Raw genomic sequence first — 17,528 nt, forward strand, 5'->3', positions numbered from 1 at the left:
TGACCCAATTACAAGAACGTGCTGAAAAAATTTTTCTAATTTCAAATTTATATTTCTACTTAAGGATAAATTTTCAGGATGTAAATACCCTTTCATTCCTCTAGTAACAAGAAAATGATTGTTGGATGAATTCTGTTCACTTTTGACTTGTTTATACGTAATTATTCGAGAGGAACTGTTGACTTTTCCCCCTGAAAATTTCCTAAAAAAGATAAACAATAAAACCCCCGTGAAGATCATTAGAACTGCAAATGTAATAACAAAACTCACGATCCAAGAGGTATCGATACCACCACTCGCCCCCGACAGGAATGAACTCTGCTCTTTATTTAACATTTTAGTAATCATATAGCTTAAAAATAAATTCAAGAAAACGCTGGCTAGCAACAGTGCTTCTCGAAAACTAAAATTAGACATTTCTATACCTCCTTATAAAAATTTACATTAAAATAACCGGTTAAAGCATAGGGAATATATTCAAAAGTCCTGATAAATCAATGTTTTAAGTGTTTTTAATACAATTGTGAACAAAAGTCAAAGTCCTGGTGTTGGACTTTTATTTTTGTTCACAATCCACCAACCTTAGGGCGGTAGCTGCTCCAAAAAAATGACGAATAATAGTAAAAAATTGATTTTATAAAGAAAAAATATATACTTTTCAAAAATTCTAACGAAAAGAGGTGAGATAGATGATAAAGAAAATGTTTTTGGCCATTGTGTGTTTGATCGGTTTTGTACTCCCATTGAAAAATTCACAAGCTGCAGCAATTGAGATTCAAGGTTCCGACTGGATGCAAATGTTTCACACAAAAAACGACGTATATATTTGGGGATTTCCGGGTGATGAGTTAGAAAATTATGATCACGCACTTGAAGAACCTAATTATTTTGAATCTGTTCCAGTAAGAGTAGAAAATTTAAAAGGTATGCAACACGTTTTCAAAGGGCAAGGAGTTAGTTTTGGGATTAAACCGGACGGTAGTGTGTGGGGGTGGGGGGATGGAAGGAAAGGATCTTTTCTCCAAAATTCAAGCAACATTGAAAATACACCTATTAAAATTTCAGAACTCGACGGTCATCAAATTAAAAAAATTGTAGGAACGAATAGAGGATACAACTATGCAATTTTAAAAAGTGGAAGTGTTCTTTTCTGGGGGTTAAATTCAAGAGGTGAGTCTGGTCTTGGACATCAAAATCCAGTTAACACTCCAATTACAATTCCCACTTTGGAAAATATAGTGGATATCAAGTTGAATAAAGGTATTAATAACACCAGTTTTTATTCATTAGCTTTAACATCAGAAGGTCAAGTTCTTACCTGGGGACAGAATAATTATGGACAGCTAGGAAATGGAACAACTCAAAATAAGTTCACTCCTACTATTGTGAATGGATTAGAAAACATAAAAGAAATAGAAACAATGCAAAATACGAGCTTTGCATTAAAAAAGTCAGGGGAATTGTACCAATGGGGAGATCCTTCCATACCAGATACATATTATTACCCCACCTTATTAACACCAAAGTTATTTGAAAACAATGTTAAAGAAATTTCCTCGAGTGCTTATCATTTTTTAGTATTAACAGATCAGAATAAAATTTACGGATATGGTTGGAATGATTATTCGCAACTTGGATCAAGTCTAGATATGGAAGTTCAAACACTACAAAAGATTGAAGAATTGGACTCGTATGCAGTTAAAGATATTTTTACAGGAGGATTTTCAAGTTATTTTATTTTGGAAGATAATACGATCGTTTCTATAGGATATTTAAATGGTGTAGATGATCAAATACAGGGGGAACCTGTAGCACTGACAGGATTTGAAACATTATTTAACTCAGAAATGATAATAAATATAAATCCCGGGCCCCTGGAACTGATAAATGATCCTGCATTTACATTTGAAAAAATTCAAGTAGAGAAAAGTCAGACTGAATCTAAATTAACCAGTGATTTTAATCTGACTGTGAATGATTTTAGAGGGACACACGAAGGTTGGAGTTTACAGATTAGTTTTGATCCATTTGTACACGAGAACAACATATTCGAAATGTTAGATCCCCTTGTAAAAATAGACTGTACCCTTTGCAATGGACCAGTTGAAATTATTCCTAATAATAATACACCTATTACATTAGTAAGTGTAAAACCAGGAATCCAAGGTTCGGGAAATAACCAAATAACACTGAAATCAGAAGATGTAACACTTAATTTTTCTAATAAAACTCTTGCTGGTTATTACACAGGAAGTGTTCACTTCACACTTTCATCCAGCCCCTAAAAATAAAAACTCTCGTACCTATATATACGAAGATTTAAAATAGCCTTTCAAATTACACTCTATACCTGTGACAATCTCAACCCAATTGCTATGTTTACATTAAAATCTATTAAAATGCATCCTCAAAAATATTTTTATGTCCCTAGAAACTACATTAAAAGAATCTTTAAGATCAATCGTACCAACGAGTTTAGCTGTTTTAAAGTTTAATAGTACAATAAGTATAGAAAGAAGAATTCTTAGTACTACTTATTGTACTAAACTATAAAAACCCCCCTTAAACGTTGGTGTAACAACATTTAAGGGGGGTTTTGGGTATTTTTTAGGGACATAATTATTCTTTTTTTGCAGGGTAAATCACAGATACAGTCTTTCCATCATCTATTAATCCTAATTCTCTTTTCTTATTGGATGATCTAACTTGTTTAATCGAGAACTTGTTGTATCCAGAAAAAACCCTTCTAAAAACATCTTCTTTCTCTTTTAGAGTGGCTTTTACGTACTTACCCTCTGACTTCACTCTGATCGTTTTTCTTATTATCTCTTCCTTAACAGCAAATCCTTTTTTATTGATGTTTTGTTCTATTTCTTTTTCTAAAAGATTAGAAATAGTAACAAAACGCCCAGGTAATTTTCGTTCATCTGGAAAAATCTCATTTGCTATCTTTTTTCCGAAAATGGATTCAATTGAAAATTTGTTTCTGTGATTCTTGAAAGAGAAATTAATCTCTTTTAATTTTCGTGCTGCACTTTCAATTTCCATAAAATCATCCTGCCAGTTAGTCACAATGTAATAATTAATCATTCTGTATCCCAGAGACTTTATTTTTCCTTCTGTACCCTGTTTTTGAAGTTCTGACTTCCTTATATCCATTTCTTTTTCTGAACGCTTTAAAAGACGTTCAGGGATGTTTTTAGGAGGTACTCTTTTGATTAACCCAAGAAGTTGAAACAGAAAAAGATTATTTTGTATTGTTTGAAGAGGGACAGATTTTTTACCTAGACCGAATTCACGAGAAAGATGACGCATTGAAGCGAAAAAAATATTGTGTCCTTCGAATTGAAAATCTTCGTGAACTACTTTTGATTCTCCTTGGTCATTAAATAATCTTAGTAAGAGAGATCTGGAGTATTTTAAAAGATAAGAACTTGCGTAAGGTAAACTCTCGATTTCGTCTATGAAATCCCGATTGTCTCGGTATTTCTCAAACTGAGATTCTTCAAAAACAGTTTTGATAACCTTAATTCCAACCATCTTCGAAAGATCAGTTATCGATTTTCTATAAGATTTATTTGTATGTAACTGATATAACTTAATTATGTTCATTGAATTTAGATCTACGCAAGAATGACAATGGAATAATTCTTGACCAGAATCACTTTCAAAAATGGTAGCAGACGGATTGTGATCTTCGTGAAAAGGACAGTGAATTTTATTCCCTAGTTCCATTTCTGGACTCTTTACAAAGTTAGAAATGGGCAAAGAAAGAATTTCCTCGATCGTTTCTTTGAAAGTCATTTCCTTTGATGGTTTTTTAAAAGAAATAAATTCAAGGTCAGAGTCGGTTTTTTTTGTCTTCTCAACAAATGAAGTGACTACTCCAGACATATAGCTCACTTTCTCTATCCTCTGCCTCTTTTTAAACCCTTTTTGTTGATTTGAGAACGTGATATTCAGTTCTTTTAACAATTCTGATTCTGTATATCTATGTTCACTCCATTGAATCACTTTCACTGAAAATGGGTCATCGTATTTGTTGTGATCAAATTCAGGCAATCTCATCATTCTGGATTCATTTTTAACTTGTGGATCTCCGCCAAACTTGAAAGAAAGTGACTCCTGGACCTTTTTAAAGTTTTCTAAAGATCCACTTTCACAAAGAAAATAAATGTGAAAACCACTGTAAGTTTCAGCAATTGAAGATTTCTTAAGATCATTTTTATGATCCTCAAGAAAAGCTGTTTTCTTCTTTGAGATAAAGTCTTGTTTATAGACACCAGTAAGAAAATAAAAAGTACCTTTTATATTTTCTTTTTTTGATGGATCAATAAAGAGGAAATTTCCCGTTTCTTCGAGTTCCTTTTTTCTTTTTTCCATTTCTTGTTCAGTCTCGAATTTCTCTTTGATTTTTCCATAATCAATGTCACAGAACCAGGATCTCACTTCTTTAATATTAGAGTTCGTTTTCCCCCCTATATTAGGAATGAAAAATACTCCGTAACCATTTTCATTGTAGTGCTTGGGAAAGAATTTAAACTCACAATTGTTCATTCTTTCTTTCAGAACAATTTTGTTTAAATCATTCTGAAAATCATTTGAAATTGTACTCGGATGAAAAACAGTTCTGTTGTTATTGAAAAATGATTTTGCACCCGGATTTTCTTTAATTAATGGAACAATGATTTCTTCATTTTCCTTTCTAAAAAGACTTATAAATCTATGTAAAATGTTATTTTCATTCATAAAAAATACACACCCTTTTTATTAAAAGTGTGTGCACCCATAAAACAATCATTTTTTATAAAAAACAGTGAAAGAATAATATATTTATACTTGATAAATATATTTACACTGATTAAAATAAAAAGTAACTATACTATTGCCCTTAAAATTTTGCGGTTTTAGGGTGCACGTTGATTTTGAGATCGCTGTTGGTAGCAGCGATCTTTTTATATGTAATTATTCTTCTTCTGGAGGAGTTCTTTGCTTTAAAAGAGTCCATATGTCATCGGGATCTCGTGGATCAACCTTCTTAATCCTCTTTCCAATTGCAAAGTAGAATATCTCTTTCTTCTCTTCATTTACATTAAATACAATCCTAAAGTCAGAACGGAGATCCGGCCACTTTCTCTTTTGTTTATGAGGTAAAGGAATAGAATGCATATACCTTTTTCTATAACCATAAGGAGACAGTGGTCCAAAAGTAATTTCTTTACTATGCTCCTTCCAGTCTTCATCCAGTTTTTCAAATTCAACTTGTAATTCTTTTTCAAAAAGACCCCAATCAGAGGGGTCTACAAATTTTTTGTCTCGAATAAACTTTAAGTCTTCTCTGAAGTAATTACTACTCTTCATCTTATAGTTCCGTTTCAAACATTTATCCCCCTTTAACCCCTGACTAATCTAACATCTCAAATAATTCTTTAGCTGAATTAAATTCAAATGTTTCTACTTCACCTTTTTCAATTTTTCTTGCTCGATCGTCATACATTTTTGCCAGTTCCGTATCCTCTATATAATTTTCTAACTGAGAAATTAAATCATTTTGTTTTTCAATCAGATCAACTATTTCTTCATATCTATTCCAGGAGACCATTGCAATACTCAGCTGATCATTTATAATCAAACCTAGTTTATCTAAATGTTGTACTTTTTCTACAAGAGCTTTTTGTGACAATGTACGCAAGTCGCGTGCTGCTAACGTTGCTTCTCTTTCTAGAAATTTGGTTGGCATCTTGAATTCCTCCTTAACCATCTCTTACACCTCCAGTATATCTTTTAGTATATTCAATTTCAAGAAAAAAGGTCATATTTTTGAACATTTATTTGCACATTTATTTGTCCTTATTATTGTCTATATTTATATAATTCGCTTTATATTCCTTTTTAAATCATTTTTTCAAAAAAAAAAAAAAAAGCAGCCGATAATTTAAATATCAGCTGCTTACTATACGTAATTATTTAGATTGTGCTAGCACCGAGCCTGCAAGCGATTTCGCTTTTTTTCCAGATCGCTTGTCCCTCAATACAGCAGAAGCTTTTTTTGAAAGTCTTGAACTTGATGTCTTCCTTGAACTTGATTTAGCCATTTCCCCACCCCTTTCGCGTCACCAAACGTACGAACATTTGTTTTGAGGTTTATTTTTATATTGAACAGAGTTATATTAGTTTAAAATATGTTTTTTTATTGAAGAAACTTCTATCATCTGTGTTCCAGCACTTTGATTAGAAGTTTTTTCTTTTTATCTTTACTCGTACTCGTACTCGTACCTTTTTCGACATTTTTCGCACCCCCTGTTTTTCTTTAAATGGAACAATTCCACCTCCATTTTAATTGTAAACAAACACTTTTTAGATTACAACAAACCTATTTATTACAGTATTTATTGTTATAACCATAGGTTATAACAAACTTTATAACGAACAATTTTAGTTGGTTCGACGAATTTCTTTTTTAATCTGTTTATTTATATCATTTTCAAATTTTTTCACATCTCTTTGAAGATTACGTTCAATTTTTCTCATCTGAGATTTGAATTGAGAAATACTAACTTTTCTAGTCATTATTTACACCTCCCTTTTTTCATTTTTCCAGTTATCTCACCTCGTTTCTATAACCTTTATTTTACTTCACAAACGGCGTAAACACAACATATAGTACTATGAAATTTAATGTTAATACTACATATAGATTTATTCGTCAATATTAAAATCGTTGTCAAATCAGTATTAGAGAGAATTGGTATGAAAATCAAAGGAAAACATATATTTTATCCACTTTATAGTCAAATTTAATCAACTTTGGGATTTGACTATTATTTTTTCTGATTTACTTTTCTGAACTCTCTCTTATTATGCGTTCCTAAATCTCAAGCTGACGTTAGCCTCAAATCTGGATTTAATTATCACCTTTTATGCGTTCAATGAAAAAACAGCACTAGAATCAAGCCTCAGTGCTGTTTTAACTATCACCATTTATACGTTTAGGTTTTTGTGTCTTTTTCAAGCACCTTTTCTAAGTAAAGTTTAAATAAAAATTCCACGCGATCGTTGTCACTTTTGAATTTTTTTCCGTATAGCTTTTCAATACTTTTATCTAAAGTCTGATGAGCTCTCATCAAGTCCTTTGGCATTGTAAGGTTGTGATAGAGATCATCTAAAGTGCTTCCTGTTTCCATATATTTTTCTCGAATATTTAAAATGTCTTCAGAAATTTTTTGGATCTCAATTTTCTTTTTCTCACTTGCCTCCGGAAATACAAAATTATTGTATACGATCGTATTAGAGTACCTATAATCGCTTTTTAAGCGCCCACTTACTGTTCTCATCCAAACCATATGCATATTGGAATTTAAAATGCCAAAAATGTATTTAGTATCATCTTCAATCTGAAATGCTGCATCACTACAGATAGTATTGGAGTCAAAATATCCGATCGGTATAATTTTCCGGTTTTCTGAAGTTACTCTCGGTATTATGAGCATTTTATTTTCTATCACTCTGTCTTCTGTGAAGTGAGTGGGGAAGTCAGCCCATTGCCTTGTAGAAGCTTTTTTACTGTTTAATCGCATTTCTCGGACGGCCGATATTCTTTCTTGGACTAATGGCATTTTTCTTAATTCATTCGGAGGGCAATTTTTTAAATAAAGTACATATCTATTCTTCCCTGAAATTAATTCTCTGGCACCTACCCACTTTCTGAAATAAGCTGAGGATAACGGCTCTTGTCTAATAAACGCTTCTTTTTCTTCATTGGTATATAGATAATATCCACCATCCACTGGTTTGCTGCCGTACAACATAGGTTCTACATCGCTAATCGGTTTTGATCTAACATCAATAAAGGCTGTTGGAGCATCCAAAAGGTACTGATTTATGTTTTTAGGTTTTGAAACCGTTGGAGATCCACTGATATCCGGATAAGTATACAATGTTTTATTTAAATCAATAAGATTGCTAAAACCTATAATTACGCAAAAAACTGCAGCTTTTCCTTTCGCTTCGTTCGTCCATTTGAAAGTTTGGTGTGCAAAATGAATTGTAATTCTTTTAGTATAGAACAGGTATTTCCATAGAACGATAGCCTGCTCTCCTTGTATTATTGAGTTTGTTGAAACTAATCCAACTTTAATTTTTGTGGATTGAATGTACTCACTAGCTTTCACATACCAACCTGCTACATAGTCCAATGCTCCAGATTTTTTTATCACTTCCGTAATTGGTTTCAAATCTTTTTTTTGTTGCTCATTCATTAAAGATGATCCCACAAAAGGAGGGTTTCCAATAATATAGCTCAATTCCTTTTTGTCTATAATTTCATTCCAATCAACATTCAAGGCATTTGCTTGATATATATTTGGTTTTTTAGTTAAAGGTAACCTTACAAAATATTCTCCGAATTCATTACTGATCTCCATATTCATTTGATGGTCCATTAACCAAAGAGCTACCGAAGCTACTTGAGCTGAAAAATCATCAATTTCTATTCCATAGAATTGATCTACATCGATCCATACCAAAAGATCAATTTCTAATACCATTTTGTCTTTCAACTGCTCTCTGAGTATTTCTAATTCTAGTAAACGCAACTCACGATAAGCGAGAATTAAGAAATTACCGCACCCACAGGCTGGATCAAAAAACTTTAATGTACTTAACTTTTTATGAAAGCCCTCTAATTTCTTACTATTTTTTTTTACAGATTCGAATTCTTCCCATAGTTCATCCAGGAACAATGATTTAATTACCTTTAAAATATTTTCCTCCGAAGTGTAGTGTGCTCCAAGTTCTCTTCTTTGATCTGGATTCATAACTGCTTGGAAGAGTGATCCAAAAATAGCCGGCGATATTTTGCCCCAGTCTAAAATAGAACATTCTAGCAAAAGTTCTCTCATTTCAGAATCAAAGGACGCTAGAGATAAGTTTTCCTCAAATAATCCCCCATTAACATACGGAAAGCGATCAGAAAGTTCATCAATGATCGAAAGCCTTTTGTTTCTTGGAGTATTTAAAATTTGAAAAACATTTTGTATATGTAATGCTAAATCTCTTCCATCTTCCCGAGTTCCTTGCTCGATCAGGTCTCTAAATAAGTTTTTTTCGAAAATTCCAGTGTCATCTGCAAACAAACAAAATAATATCCTCGTCAAGTAAATCTCTAAGTTGTGTCCTGTATAACCAATATCTTTTAATTTACGATGAAGCTCACCCATTTTTTCAGCTGCTTTAATATTTACAGGGTCTTGTTCTTTAAATTCTTGTTTTTGGTACCCAGCCATAAATCCAAATAACTCGATATGTTGGTGAAAATTATTTAAAGTAAAAGACCGCCGTCCTCCGTCCTCCAGATCATACAATACAAAATTTTCAAAATCAGATACCAAAATATACTTAGGAAGTTCAGAATCTTTCAACCCAGGAAAGTAGTCTCGAGCCTGATCAAAAGCCTTCTTTAAATCTTTTCCCTTTGACTTATGTTCAACCAAGAGAGTTCCTTTCCACAATAAATCGATAAAGCCATTCTTTCCATCAATTTTTTTTACTCTTTTTTCAAATGCAGCTGTCCTCCTCCTCGAGACTCCAAAAACATTGAAAAAATCATCCCAAAATGATTTAGCTTCTGCATCTTCGTCACTTACTTCTTTCCATTCACTCGAAAATTTAATTGCCCTGGACCTGATTTCATTCCAACTGAGCATTGCCATATGGTATTCTTCCTTCCTTTTGTATTACTTCGCATTACGAAGTAATAGTTGAGCATTATTTAGTTATACAGCGCAACACTATCTTTGTACCCAATATTAACATCTTATCTTACAAATTAATCCTGCAAAACGACAAAAACCACCGTGAAAAAACGGTAGTTTTTTATTTAGATCAATAGCTCATTTCTAACGAGCATTGCAAGATGATATTTGTAATCACTTCAGCAAGACTTTGTATTGCAATGTATTAATTAGCCAAAATCCACTGAGAAATAAGCTTGCTTAATATTTTCTTGTCCCAATCCAATGTATCGCCGCGTCATTGACTCTGAACTATGATTCAGAAGTTCAGATAATACGTGTAGAGGAGTCCCGTTTTTGAAAGAATGATAACAAAAAGTCTTCCTCAAAACGTGACCAGACAAGGGGATACCTATTTCTTCTCCGCCAATTTGTAGTCGTCTGAAAGCTTGTTCTCTGGTAATGTGTCTTTGAGATCCGTCACTGTTCTTTTTTCGAGAAGGAAAAAGATAATCTTGATCATTCATCTCTTTTATATACTGATCTAATATTTCTATCAAATTCGGATTAATTTCGATGATTTTGGTTTTTCCGGTTTTTTGTTCCTTGAAATGAATTTTATATTTATTTCTTACATCTCCCACTCTTAACTTAAGAGTATCCTGTGTTCTTAATCCAAGATACAAAAAACATTGAAATAAAATATAATCTCTGTCATTGTTCCCTTGGAAATGATTAGACAACTTCCTTATCTTTTTTAAATCCTTAATCGGTTCAGTACGATTCAAATAAATAACCTCATTTCTCATTTGAAACACTAAAATTATCTCATTTAAACCCAAAATATGTTGTATTCAGAACTTTTCTTTTACAGGAAAGGTTAAAACATTGATTTAAAAGCATTTCGAATACAACACAATATAATTGTGTTGTATTTTTCATTTTAAAGATAAAAACCTAAAGTATCCCTTTTATTTTTTTAAGGACCTCTTGCACTCTCGGGCTTTGTGAATTATAGACAGGCCCTTTCGGATAGTAAATTTCTTGAATAGGCTCATCTTTAGATTTCTCTAACCTTTTTTTTAACTCCAAAGTGTATTTCTCCAGGTCCAAGTTTTTCCCGTGAATCTTAATAAACTTTTTTTCCTTGAGGAATTTATCCTTCATTTTTCTCCCCTCCATCTCACGAATGTTTGTCCACAATTCTTTTTATTTCTTTAAAAACGTGATTGTCGATATCTGGTTCAGGAAGTTCCTTGTAAATATCTGAAGAGGGATCAGGTCTGGATTTCTTATTAATGTGTTCAACAAACTTCTCTCGATCGAATGTTCCTTTTTTTACAACCATTTATAAGTCCTCCTTCGTCAAAAAAGAATCCTAATGCTACGATTTCTCGGATGATGAGGTTTTACCGTGTAACCCTTTAATCTGTCCTGAAAAACCTTCTTTTTAAGTATATGCCCTGTCATTTTATCACATCCACGTTTGAATTTTTAAGAACATACGTTCGATTTATTATAGTTTATAATATTCAAAAAATAAGATTTGAAGATTTCATTGAAAAATCTATATCTCACATCTGTATTTGATTGTTTTTCACTAACACATTTGATAAAAATTGTAATGTAAGTAGTTTAAATACTATTAATATACTAATAAAATATTATTAAAATAATCTTTAATATAAAAGTTTTTTATTATTATATAAAAATTAATTTAATTATAAAATAAAATTAATTTTACAATTATATTTGCTAGTAAATTTAATTTGATTTAAGTATTTAATTTGATTGTATTTTTAATATTAAAAAACAATTATTTTATTTTAAATATAATATTAAAATAAAATAATTTTACTAACTGAATTTATGACAAAAAAATAAGATATCTTAACACCTTGGCTTATTGTAAGGCCCTTTGTGATTTTAAAAAACTTATAACCCCACCCATAAAAACTTTATTCTCAAGCATTTATTAAACAGTATTTCTTGATAATTTAGGTGAATTTCTAGGAGAAAATATGAAATAGAAAAAGAAAAAGTCACCTAGAAAAGGTGACTTTCATTTTTTATAGTAATCCTTTTTTCTTGAAGATTTCTCTTAACATTTTATTAACCACAAAGCTGCGAATATTTTTCTTACTTGACTGAGATATAAATTCCTCAATTACCTGATGAACGTCCTGATCAAAGTAAATTCCTTTGTAGAAAGTGGACGTACTTTTTTCTTCTAAAATATCTGAAATCACACTATCTTTCTTACTAGCTTTTGCACTAGTTTCCTTAATGTCTTTTTTAACAGTATTTTTAAACTTAGATTTAACATCTTTTTCATTAGCTTTTACACTAATATTTTTAACATCTTTTTCACCGCTAGAAACGCTAGTATCTTTATTATTATCTAAACCATCTAACATATTTCCAAAAAAATCATCTTTTTTGCTAGTATTTTTATTATTATTTTGCATTTTTAATTACCTCCTGAGTGATGTTAGAATAAGTGGATTTGAGTTTGTACCAGCGCTTTGATAATACTGTAGGGATCTGCTCTTCCTCGATGCTGTTAGATCCTGTTGTACTGTTAGGGATTTTGGTTTTAAGAACCTTAATTCCTGTTCTCTTTGACACTTCTTTTATGTCATTTAAGAACCTTTTATGGGTCTTAGATCGTGAGTCGAATTTACTTATAATAATTGAATTTATATCTACTTTTTTGCCCGTTTTTGATTCAAATTCTCGTATTGATTTGATGGTATCAATGAGAGAATTGAGACCAAATGTTTCTGGTTGAGATGGTATAATTATTTGATCTGAAACCCATAAAACCTGCAGGGTAGAGAAATTTAAAACCGGGGCTGTGTCGATTACGATATAATCATAAAGATCAGAAATCAGATGAAGCTGTTTTTCTAGATCCCCAATTCCTCGATCCTCTTCTTTGGAATAATTGTTCATTCCTTTTCCAGAATCAATTATATGAAGATTGTCAGTAACTTGGATAATGCAATCTTCTATATGATTATTTTCGGGTTCAGTTAAGATATCAAAAAGAGAATTTTTAATTTCGTTTCTTCTGATTCCGAAAGATAAAGACACGTTTGTTTGACCATCCGTATCGATCAATAAAACTTTACTTTTTTTTGATAATTCTGCAGCGAAATTTGTTGAAATTGTTGTCTTTAGAACTCCACCTTTGTTGGCAATAACAGAGAATATTTTACCCATTACATCCACCCCTTTTTAGTTCTTCAAAATCAAGAATAAGTTGTTCTGGATCTATTCGCAAAACAGTTACTTCAACGAGATCACAAGAGTCCTCTTCAAGTTCTTCCTTGAATAGCTCTAAGTAACCAACCAACTAAACGCCCCCCTTTTTTTGCTATTTTCTTTGTTAATAATATTATATCATTTATAAAGTTAAATTACAAGTATATTTGCTAGCAAATATACAATTATTTTAATTTTATATTTAATACTATTTATAATAATATTATACTATTTAAATTAATATACTTTTTAACATTAAAAATATCCGTAAAATAAATATCAAATTAATGGTAACTTAATTATAATTTATTATTAATTTAATAGTAAAAAAAGTTGGGAAAAACGCTTTATTTCTTTCAAGGAAATTAGGTGGGTGCAAAAAAAGAGACCAAAATGGTCTCTTTTAACGGGCTCGTGCACGGTCGATCGTTTTGATTTTTTGGACTTTTTGAGTTTTCTTAAAATCCTTAAGACTAATAACATTTGTATTTTCCAACTTTTTATTAACTACCTTTTGTTTCTCTCTGGAAAGGGACTTGAATTTAATTTTACTGACCATCTTATCTTTCAAAAGGCCAAATTCTTTTTTCTTCACCTTGTGCAATTCTTTTCTATGGCCGTTCATTTTACGGGACATTTCTTTTTGTTTGTATTTTTCTCTTTTAATTTCAACTTTTTTCTTTTTCATTTTGATCTTGTTCTTCGTGATTTCTTTTCTCAAGTCACGTCTTTTCTTACGATCGAAGATACTAAGACCCTTCAAGTCAGCCTTTAAGTCTTTATTTTTGTACTTCATATCTATAATATCCTGCTTTTTCAGCCGCACGTTGTTTTTTGATTTGCTCCGGTTTTCTTTGTAATCCATTTTTCTCTCCACAAAAACTTGTTTGTGCTGCTTATTTTTTTCGCGCTGGGCCTTGTGCTGGTTTCTTTTATCGAGATAATCCTTTTGGTGCTTTTGAATTTCATTTTCATAAAGGCGATGCACGGTTAAAACTTTTGCTTTCTCCACATTTTTCACCTCCTTTCTTTGTAAGTTGCGATCGATGCGCTTTGCATAATAATTTTCTTTGACCTCTTTTTTAAGTTCTTTGTTCTCTTGAATTTGTCTTTCAATTTTAATCAGATGATTGTATTGTTTAATTCTTTCTTTTTCAGTTTTTGGTCCAAAATTATTTTGATGGAGAAGGGGGTCTTTTTCGATCTTACGGATCTTATGAGATCTATGATCTACAAACAACTCTTTATTTTTTTCTTTGAAAAATTCATTGGAATGTTCAGCCCACATTTTTCGGATGTCTTTTAAATAAGTTTTTTTTCTCATCTCATCCATTTTCTTTTTATCGAACTCTGTGCCATTCACTTTTCGTTCAGAGTGAAGAAGATGAAAATGGGGATTATCAGAATCTAATTTATGAAAACTTAAAGAGATGGGAGTCTGAAACCGTTCACTCATATCTTTAGTAAATCTCCTGGCCAGCTCTTTATTCTCTTCTTCGGTTAGATCTGTATAAAGACAAACGTCACACTCTTTAAAAACTCGTGCATCTAATCTTTTTTCATTTTTATTGGCTTCGTTGTAGTAAGTATTAATATCTTTAAATTTGCGGTCAGCAGCAGCATTCAAAATCATCTCAGATTCAATCTCGTCTTTAGCTGCCTTTGCAGGTCTGTGATATTTCTTATTTATTTTTTCATCCTTAATTTCAATCCCGACGTTGTAGGAGAACCTGTCTGGAACGTTGTATTTCACCCTGGAAATGTTACGGACAGATAAGTGAAAAATCTTTTCTTTCAAATCAGACACCCCCTTTTTTATAAAATTGAATGAAAAAACTTTTATAAAATATAGTTCTTTTTCTGTGAAAAGGAAGAAAAAAAGAAAAAATAAGAACGGAGTTCGTTACGGAGTAACATTTTTTGATTTTTTTGATGTTGCAAAAAGACCCCTTTGGAAAGGGTCTTTTTTATGTTTTTGATGTTTTGCACTTAGCTCCGCAGGACACACAGCTTTCGTCAGAATGCGTAAGTGTGCTAATCAAGATTAGCCGGCGGAGCCGTTTTAAAAAAAGAAGGAAAATCCATTTTTAAAATCATCAAAAGCCAAAGATTAATTAATTTTATTTTTTACTTTATAAAAAGAAAAAAATAGATATATTTCTTTAAAAGAGAAGGAAAAAAGAGAGAAGAAGAAAAGAAAATGACTTTATATTATTTAAAAGAAAGAGGTGAGTTTTATGGACTATGAAAATGAAATGACTCAAGAAGATATTCAAATTGAAAAATTGAAGGAGAAAATAGAAGAGCTGAAAAAAAAGCAAAAGCTTAAAATTAAAAAAGGAAAAGAAAAATTAAGAAGGGAACGGACTAAGCGTTTGATAGAATCGGGTGCCGTTGCAGAAAGTATTCTCAACGTAGAAGGGGATGAAAAAATCAGACAAGAGCTAGAAAGACTTTTACAATTAAGTAAATACCTAGAATATTTTGAAATTTTTAATGCACGGGATCTAAAAAATAAATTCGGAGAGCAGGGGGAAAAAAATGAGTGATTTGAAAAATGAGTTAATAGAAATTATCGAAAAATTAAATGTGTTAATAGGGGATAGTTCACTTGTAGTCTTTTCGATCGAAGATAGTTTTGAAAAGATTATTGAAATGTTCTTGGAAGAGGAAATACGAGAAGTAGAAGGATTTGCCGAACTAAATCTCCAGGAACAAAAAAGAGAGATAAAAGAAGAGTTGGATGATCTGAAAAATGATTTGAACAAGAACGTGATTGTTATGAAAAAAATCGCAGACTTTTTGAAAATCAAACACGAGAAGAAAATTGAAATTAAAAATAAAAAAAGTCTGGAAAAGCTATTGGGGATGCAGGACACAATCACAACCGACTTGTTACCTGAGATCCAGGTTGATCTCGAAAGTTTGAGTGATGAATTTAAATATTCGGGTGATGAGAAGTATCAAGAAATGACTAAAGGTCTAGCTCAACTATTAGAAGAATTAATAGATAAAAATATTAATTTGGCTGGAATTTTGGAAACGATATTTGATTTCGACCTGGAACAAGAATATGAGTTGGAGTTAGAAAGGTAACGGTGGTGTTTTGGCTTTAAAAAAGACCTTCTAAGGGTCTTTTTTTATTTTTCGAGGTAAATACGCTAGAAATGGTTAAAACCCGTTTTAAGGGGTGTTTTGGACGTCTGAATGTGATTTATTTCTTCCAGAACAAAAATAATCGGATTAATTTGTTGATAATTTTCTTATTTTCATCACTCAACTTCTGTTTATGTACAAAATAATCTATGTTGTCCATATAATAATAATTTTTATCATCGACAATGGGTTTCAAATTACTTGTGATAATAAGGATTTGATGTCCTTTTAAACGTCTCAATTCGTCGGTGGAGATCACTGATTTCTCCTGAGTAGAAATCGATCTGCTCATTTTTCCTTTTCCAGAATCAGAGTGACTAATTTTTTGGACTTCTTTACTCCCCGCAAGAGCAGAGAAAAATTTGTTTGTTTCTTCCGTATTTCCAAACATTGTCATTTTTGTGCTTGCGTTTGATAAGATCGTTGCAGCTGTTTCTTTCCCATATACAGAAGTGATTTGTTCGATATTCTGCAAGAAGATCTCAACACCCATTTTTTTTGATCTGATTGTAGAAATGAGATTATCGAAACTCGGAATTTTACCGATATTTGCGAATTCGTCTAACAAAAATAAGATCGGAAAACCCGTCATTTCTCCTTTTTCTTCATTCACGGAATCGTGACTCTTCAAAAGGTTAAAACACTGATAATAGAAAGAACTTAAAAACGGCTGGTAAACAGTTGAATCCTCTTCTGGGTAACTAACAAATAAAACAACTTTGTTGGATCTCATTTTTGTAATGTCAAAATGCTTTTTATTTTGAATTTCATTGATTTTATCAAATTCAAATACGGTTGTTTTAGACTGAACCGTAGCAAAAATAGATGAGACGGTTGCAGCACTTCCAGCGAGCTTCGCAAATTTATTAAATGCACGTCTAGTTTTCTCTGTTACTTCTCCTTCGGAGAAATATTCAAGTTCCAATTCAAAAATATCCTGTGGACATTCACTCATATCTTTCACGGCATCTGTGACCGATCCGCCCATTTCATATTGCCGCAAGAGAAAAGAATTCAACAGTTCTTTAGATAAATCAGACCATTCCCCTTGCCCCAGGATACCCTCAGAAAGTTTTCTAACATCGTCTTCATCCCTACATCCTTCAAGAAGGTTATATCCTATAGAAACATCAGGATTGTCCAATTTCAACAGGATTGGAGTGAACCCTTTTTCTTTTAATACTTTAGATGTTTTTCTAAAAAGTTCTGCTTTTGGATCTGTCACGAAAACAGAAATATTACCATCTAAGGCGAGCAGCTGCGGAATCAAAACGGATGCAGATTTCCCTGTCCCTGTTGACCCAATTACAAGAACGTGCTGAAAAAATTTTTCTAATTTCAAATTTATATTTCTACTTAAGGATAAATTTTCAG

Annotated in this window: 17 protein-coding genes; 3 read left to right on the forward strand and 14 right to left on the reverse strand. The window is 31.7% G+C overall.

Annotated elements, in window-relative coordinates; genetic code table 11:
• A partial coding sequence (locus tag P6709_RS19475) for a hypothetical protein (RefSeq protein ID WP_278242578.1) occupies positions 1–417 on the reverse strand: 417 nt, incomplete at its 3' end.
• 272 nt (positions 418–689) lie between these two features.
• Here P6709_RS19475 and P6709_RS19480 point away from each other — a divergent pair.
• Positions 690–2,285 (forward strand): RCC1 domain-containing protein, encoded by a 1,596-nt coding sequence (locus tag P6709_RS19480; protein ID WP_278242579.1) that lies wholly within the window; start codon positions 690–692, stop codon positions 2,283–2,285.
• A gap of 334 nt (positions 2,286–2,619) precedes the next feature.
• On the opposite strand, the gene P6709_RS19485 is transcribed toward P6709_RS19480, so the two are convergent.
• The 12 genes from P6709_RS19485 to P6709_RS19540 form a co-directional block, all read right to left on the reverse strand.
• Entirely contained in the window at positions 2,620–4,749 is a 2,130-nt protein-coding gene (locus P6709_RS19485) for a CHC2 zinc finger domain-containing protein (protein WP_278242580.1), read from the reverse strand.
• A 216-nt stretch (positions 4,750–4,965) separates the two neighbouring features.
• Positions 4,966–5,379 carry a hypothetical protein gene (locus tag P6709_RS19490; RefSeq protein WP_278242581.1) on the reverse strand — a complete coding sequence of 138 codons (414 nt, stop codon included), beginning with the start codon at positions 5,377–5,379 and terminating at the stop codon, positions 4,966–4,968.
• Between the two features lie 25 nt (positions 5,380–5,404).
• Positions 5,405–5,740, reverse strand: coding sequence for a hypothetical protein (locus P6709_RS19495; protein WP_278242582.1), 336 nt, complete (start codon positions 5,738–5,740; stop codon positions 5,405–5,407).
• 695 nt (positions 5,741–6,435) lie between these two features.
• The gene (locus P6709_RS19500) at positions 6,436–6,570 is read right to left on the reverse strand and encodes a hypothetical protein (protein WP_278242583.1); all 135 of its coding nucleotides are present in this window, start codon (positions 6,568–6,570) and stop codon (positions 6,436–6,438) included.
• A gap of 419 nt (positions 6,571–6,989) precedes the next feature.
• On the reverse strand, positions 6,990–9,710 hold the full coding sequence (locus tag P6709_RS19505) for a class I SAM-dependent DNA methyltransferase (RefSeq protein ID WP_278242584.1): 2,721 nt from the start codon (positions 9,708–9,710) through the stop codon (positions 6,990–6,992).
• Positions 9,711–9,961: 251 nt separating this feature from the next.
• Positions 9,962–10,519 (reverse strand): tyrosine-type recombinase/integrase, encoded by a 558-nt coding sequence (locus P6709_RS19510; RefSeq protein WP_278242585.1) that lies wholly within the window; start codon positions 10,517–10,519, stop codon positions 9,962–9,964.
• 169 nt (positions 10,520–10,688) lie between these two features.
• Complete coding sequence (locus tag P6709_RS19515; protein WP_278242586.1) at positions 10,689–10,898, reverse strand: hypothetical protein; 210 nt, start codon at positions 10,896–10,898, stop codon at positions 10,689–10,691.
• Between the two features lie 16 nt (positions 10,899–10,914).
• A complete protein-coding gene (locus P6709_RS19520) occupies positions 10,915–11,079 on the reverse strand; it encodes a hypothetical protein (protein WP_278242587.1) in 165 nt (54 codons plus the stop codon).
• A 721-nt stretch (positions 11,080–11,800) separates the two neighbouring features.
• Positions 11,801–12,199, reverse strand: a complete 399-nt coding sequence (locus P6709_RS19525) for a hypothetical protein (protein ID WP_278242588.1) — start codon at positions 12,197–12,199, stop codon at positions 11,801–11,803.
• Complete coding sequence (locus P6709_RS19530) at positions 12,189–12,956, reverse strand: ParA family protein (protein ID WP_278242589.1); 768 nt, start codon at positions 12,954–12,956, stop codon at positions 12,189–12,191. Before P6709_RS19530 ends, P6709_RS19525 begins: the two co-directional genes overlap by 11 nt.
• A complete protein-coding gene (locus tag P6709_RS19535; RefSeq protein WP_278242590.1) occupies positions 12,949–13,089 on the reverse strand; it encodes a hypothetical protein in 141 nt (46 codons plus the stop codon). Before P6709_RS19535 ends, P6709_RS19530 begins: the two co-directional genes overlap by 8 nt.
• Positions 13,090–13,401: 312 nt before the next feature.
• Positions 13,402–14,796 (reverse strand): MobA/MobL family protein, encoded by a 1,395-nt coding sequence (locus P6709_RS19540; RefSeq protein WP_278242591.1) that lies wholly within the window; start codon positions 14,794–14,796, stop codon positions 13,402–13,404.
• A gap of 439 nt (positions 14,797–15,235) precedes the next feature.
• Between P6709_RS19540 and P6709_RS19545 the strand changes: the two genes are divergently transcribed.
• Together P6709_RS19545 and P6709_RS19550 are read left to right on the forward strand one after the other, a co-directional pair.
• Positions 15,236–15,547 carry a hypothetical protein gene (locus tag P6709_RS19545; protein ID WP_278242592.1) on the forward strand — a complete coding sequence of 104 codons (312 nt, stop codon included), beginning with the start codon at positions 15,236–15,238 and terminating at the stop codon, positions 15,545–15,547.
• Positions 15,540–16,094, forward strand: coding sequence for a hypothetical protein (locus tag P6709_RS19550; RefSeq protein ID WP_278242593.1), 555 nt, complete (start codon positions 15,540–15,542; stop codon positions 16,092–16,094). Before P6709_RS19545 ends, P6709_RS19550 begins: the two co-directional genes overlap by 8 nt.
• Before the next feature lie 118 nt (positions 16,095–16,212).
• On the opposite strand, the gene P6709_RS19555 is transcribed toward P6709_RS19550, so the two are convergent.
• On the reverse strand, positions 16,213–17,528 hold a 1,316-nt coding region (locus P6709_RS19555), incomplete at its 5' end, for a type IV secretory system conjugative DNA transfer family protein (protein ID WP_278242594.1).

This window comes from Jeotgalibacillus sp. ET6 (assembly GCF_029667115.1).
Taxonomy (GTDB): Bacteria; Bacillota; Bacilli; order Bacillales; family Jeotgalibacillaceae; genus Jeotgalibacillus.

Bases quoted from the DNA above. Each gene is read 5' to 3' on its own strand.
- P6709_RS19480 (WP_278242579.1), top strand. From the start codon at position 690: ATGATAAAGAAAATGTTTTTGGCCATTGTGTGTTTGATCGGTTTTGTA.
- P6709_RS19485 (WP_278242580.1), bottom strand. From the start codon at position 4,749: ATGAATGAAAATAACATTTTACATAGATTTATAAGTCTTTTTAGAAAG.
- P6709_RS19495 (WP_278242582.1), bottom strand. From the start codon at position 5,740: ATGCCAACCAAATTTCTAGAAAGAGAAGCAACGTTAGCAGCACGCGAC.
- P6709_RS19500 (WP_278242583.1), bottom strand. From the start codon at position 6,570: ATGACTAGAAAAGTTAGTATTTCTCAATTCAAATCTCAGATGAGAAAA.
- P6709_RS19505 (WP_278242584.1), bottom strand. From the start codon at position 9,710: ATGGCAATGCTCAGTTGGAATGAAATCAGGTCCAGGGCAATTAAATTT.
- P6709_RS19515 (WP_278242586.1), bottom strand. From the start codon at position 10,898: ATGAAGGATAAATTCCTCAAGGAAAAAAAGTTTATTAAGATTCACGGG.
- P6709_RS19520 (WP_278242587.1), bottom strand. From the start codon at position 11,079: ATGGTTGTAAAAAAAGGAACATTCGATCGAGAGAAGTTTGTTGAACAC.
- P6709_RS19525 (WP_278242588.1), bottom strand. From the start codon at position 12,199: ATGCAAAATAATAATAAAAATACTAGCAAAAAAGATGATTTTTTTGGA.
- P6709_RS19530 (WP_278242589.1), bottom strand. From the start codon at position 12,956: ATGGGTAAAATATTCTCTGTTATTGCCAACAAAGGTGGAGTTCTAAAG.
- P6709_RS19545 (WP_278242592.1), top strand. From the start codon at position 15,236: ATGGACTATGAAAATGAAATGACTCAAGAAGATATTCAAATTGAAAAA.
- P6709_RS19550 (WP_278242593.1), top strand. From the start codon at position 15,540: ATGAGTGATTTGAAAAATGAGTTAATAGAAATTATCGAAAAATTAAAT.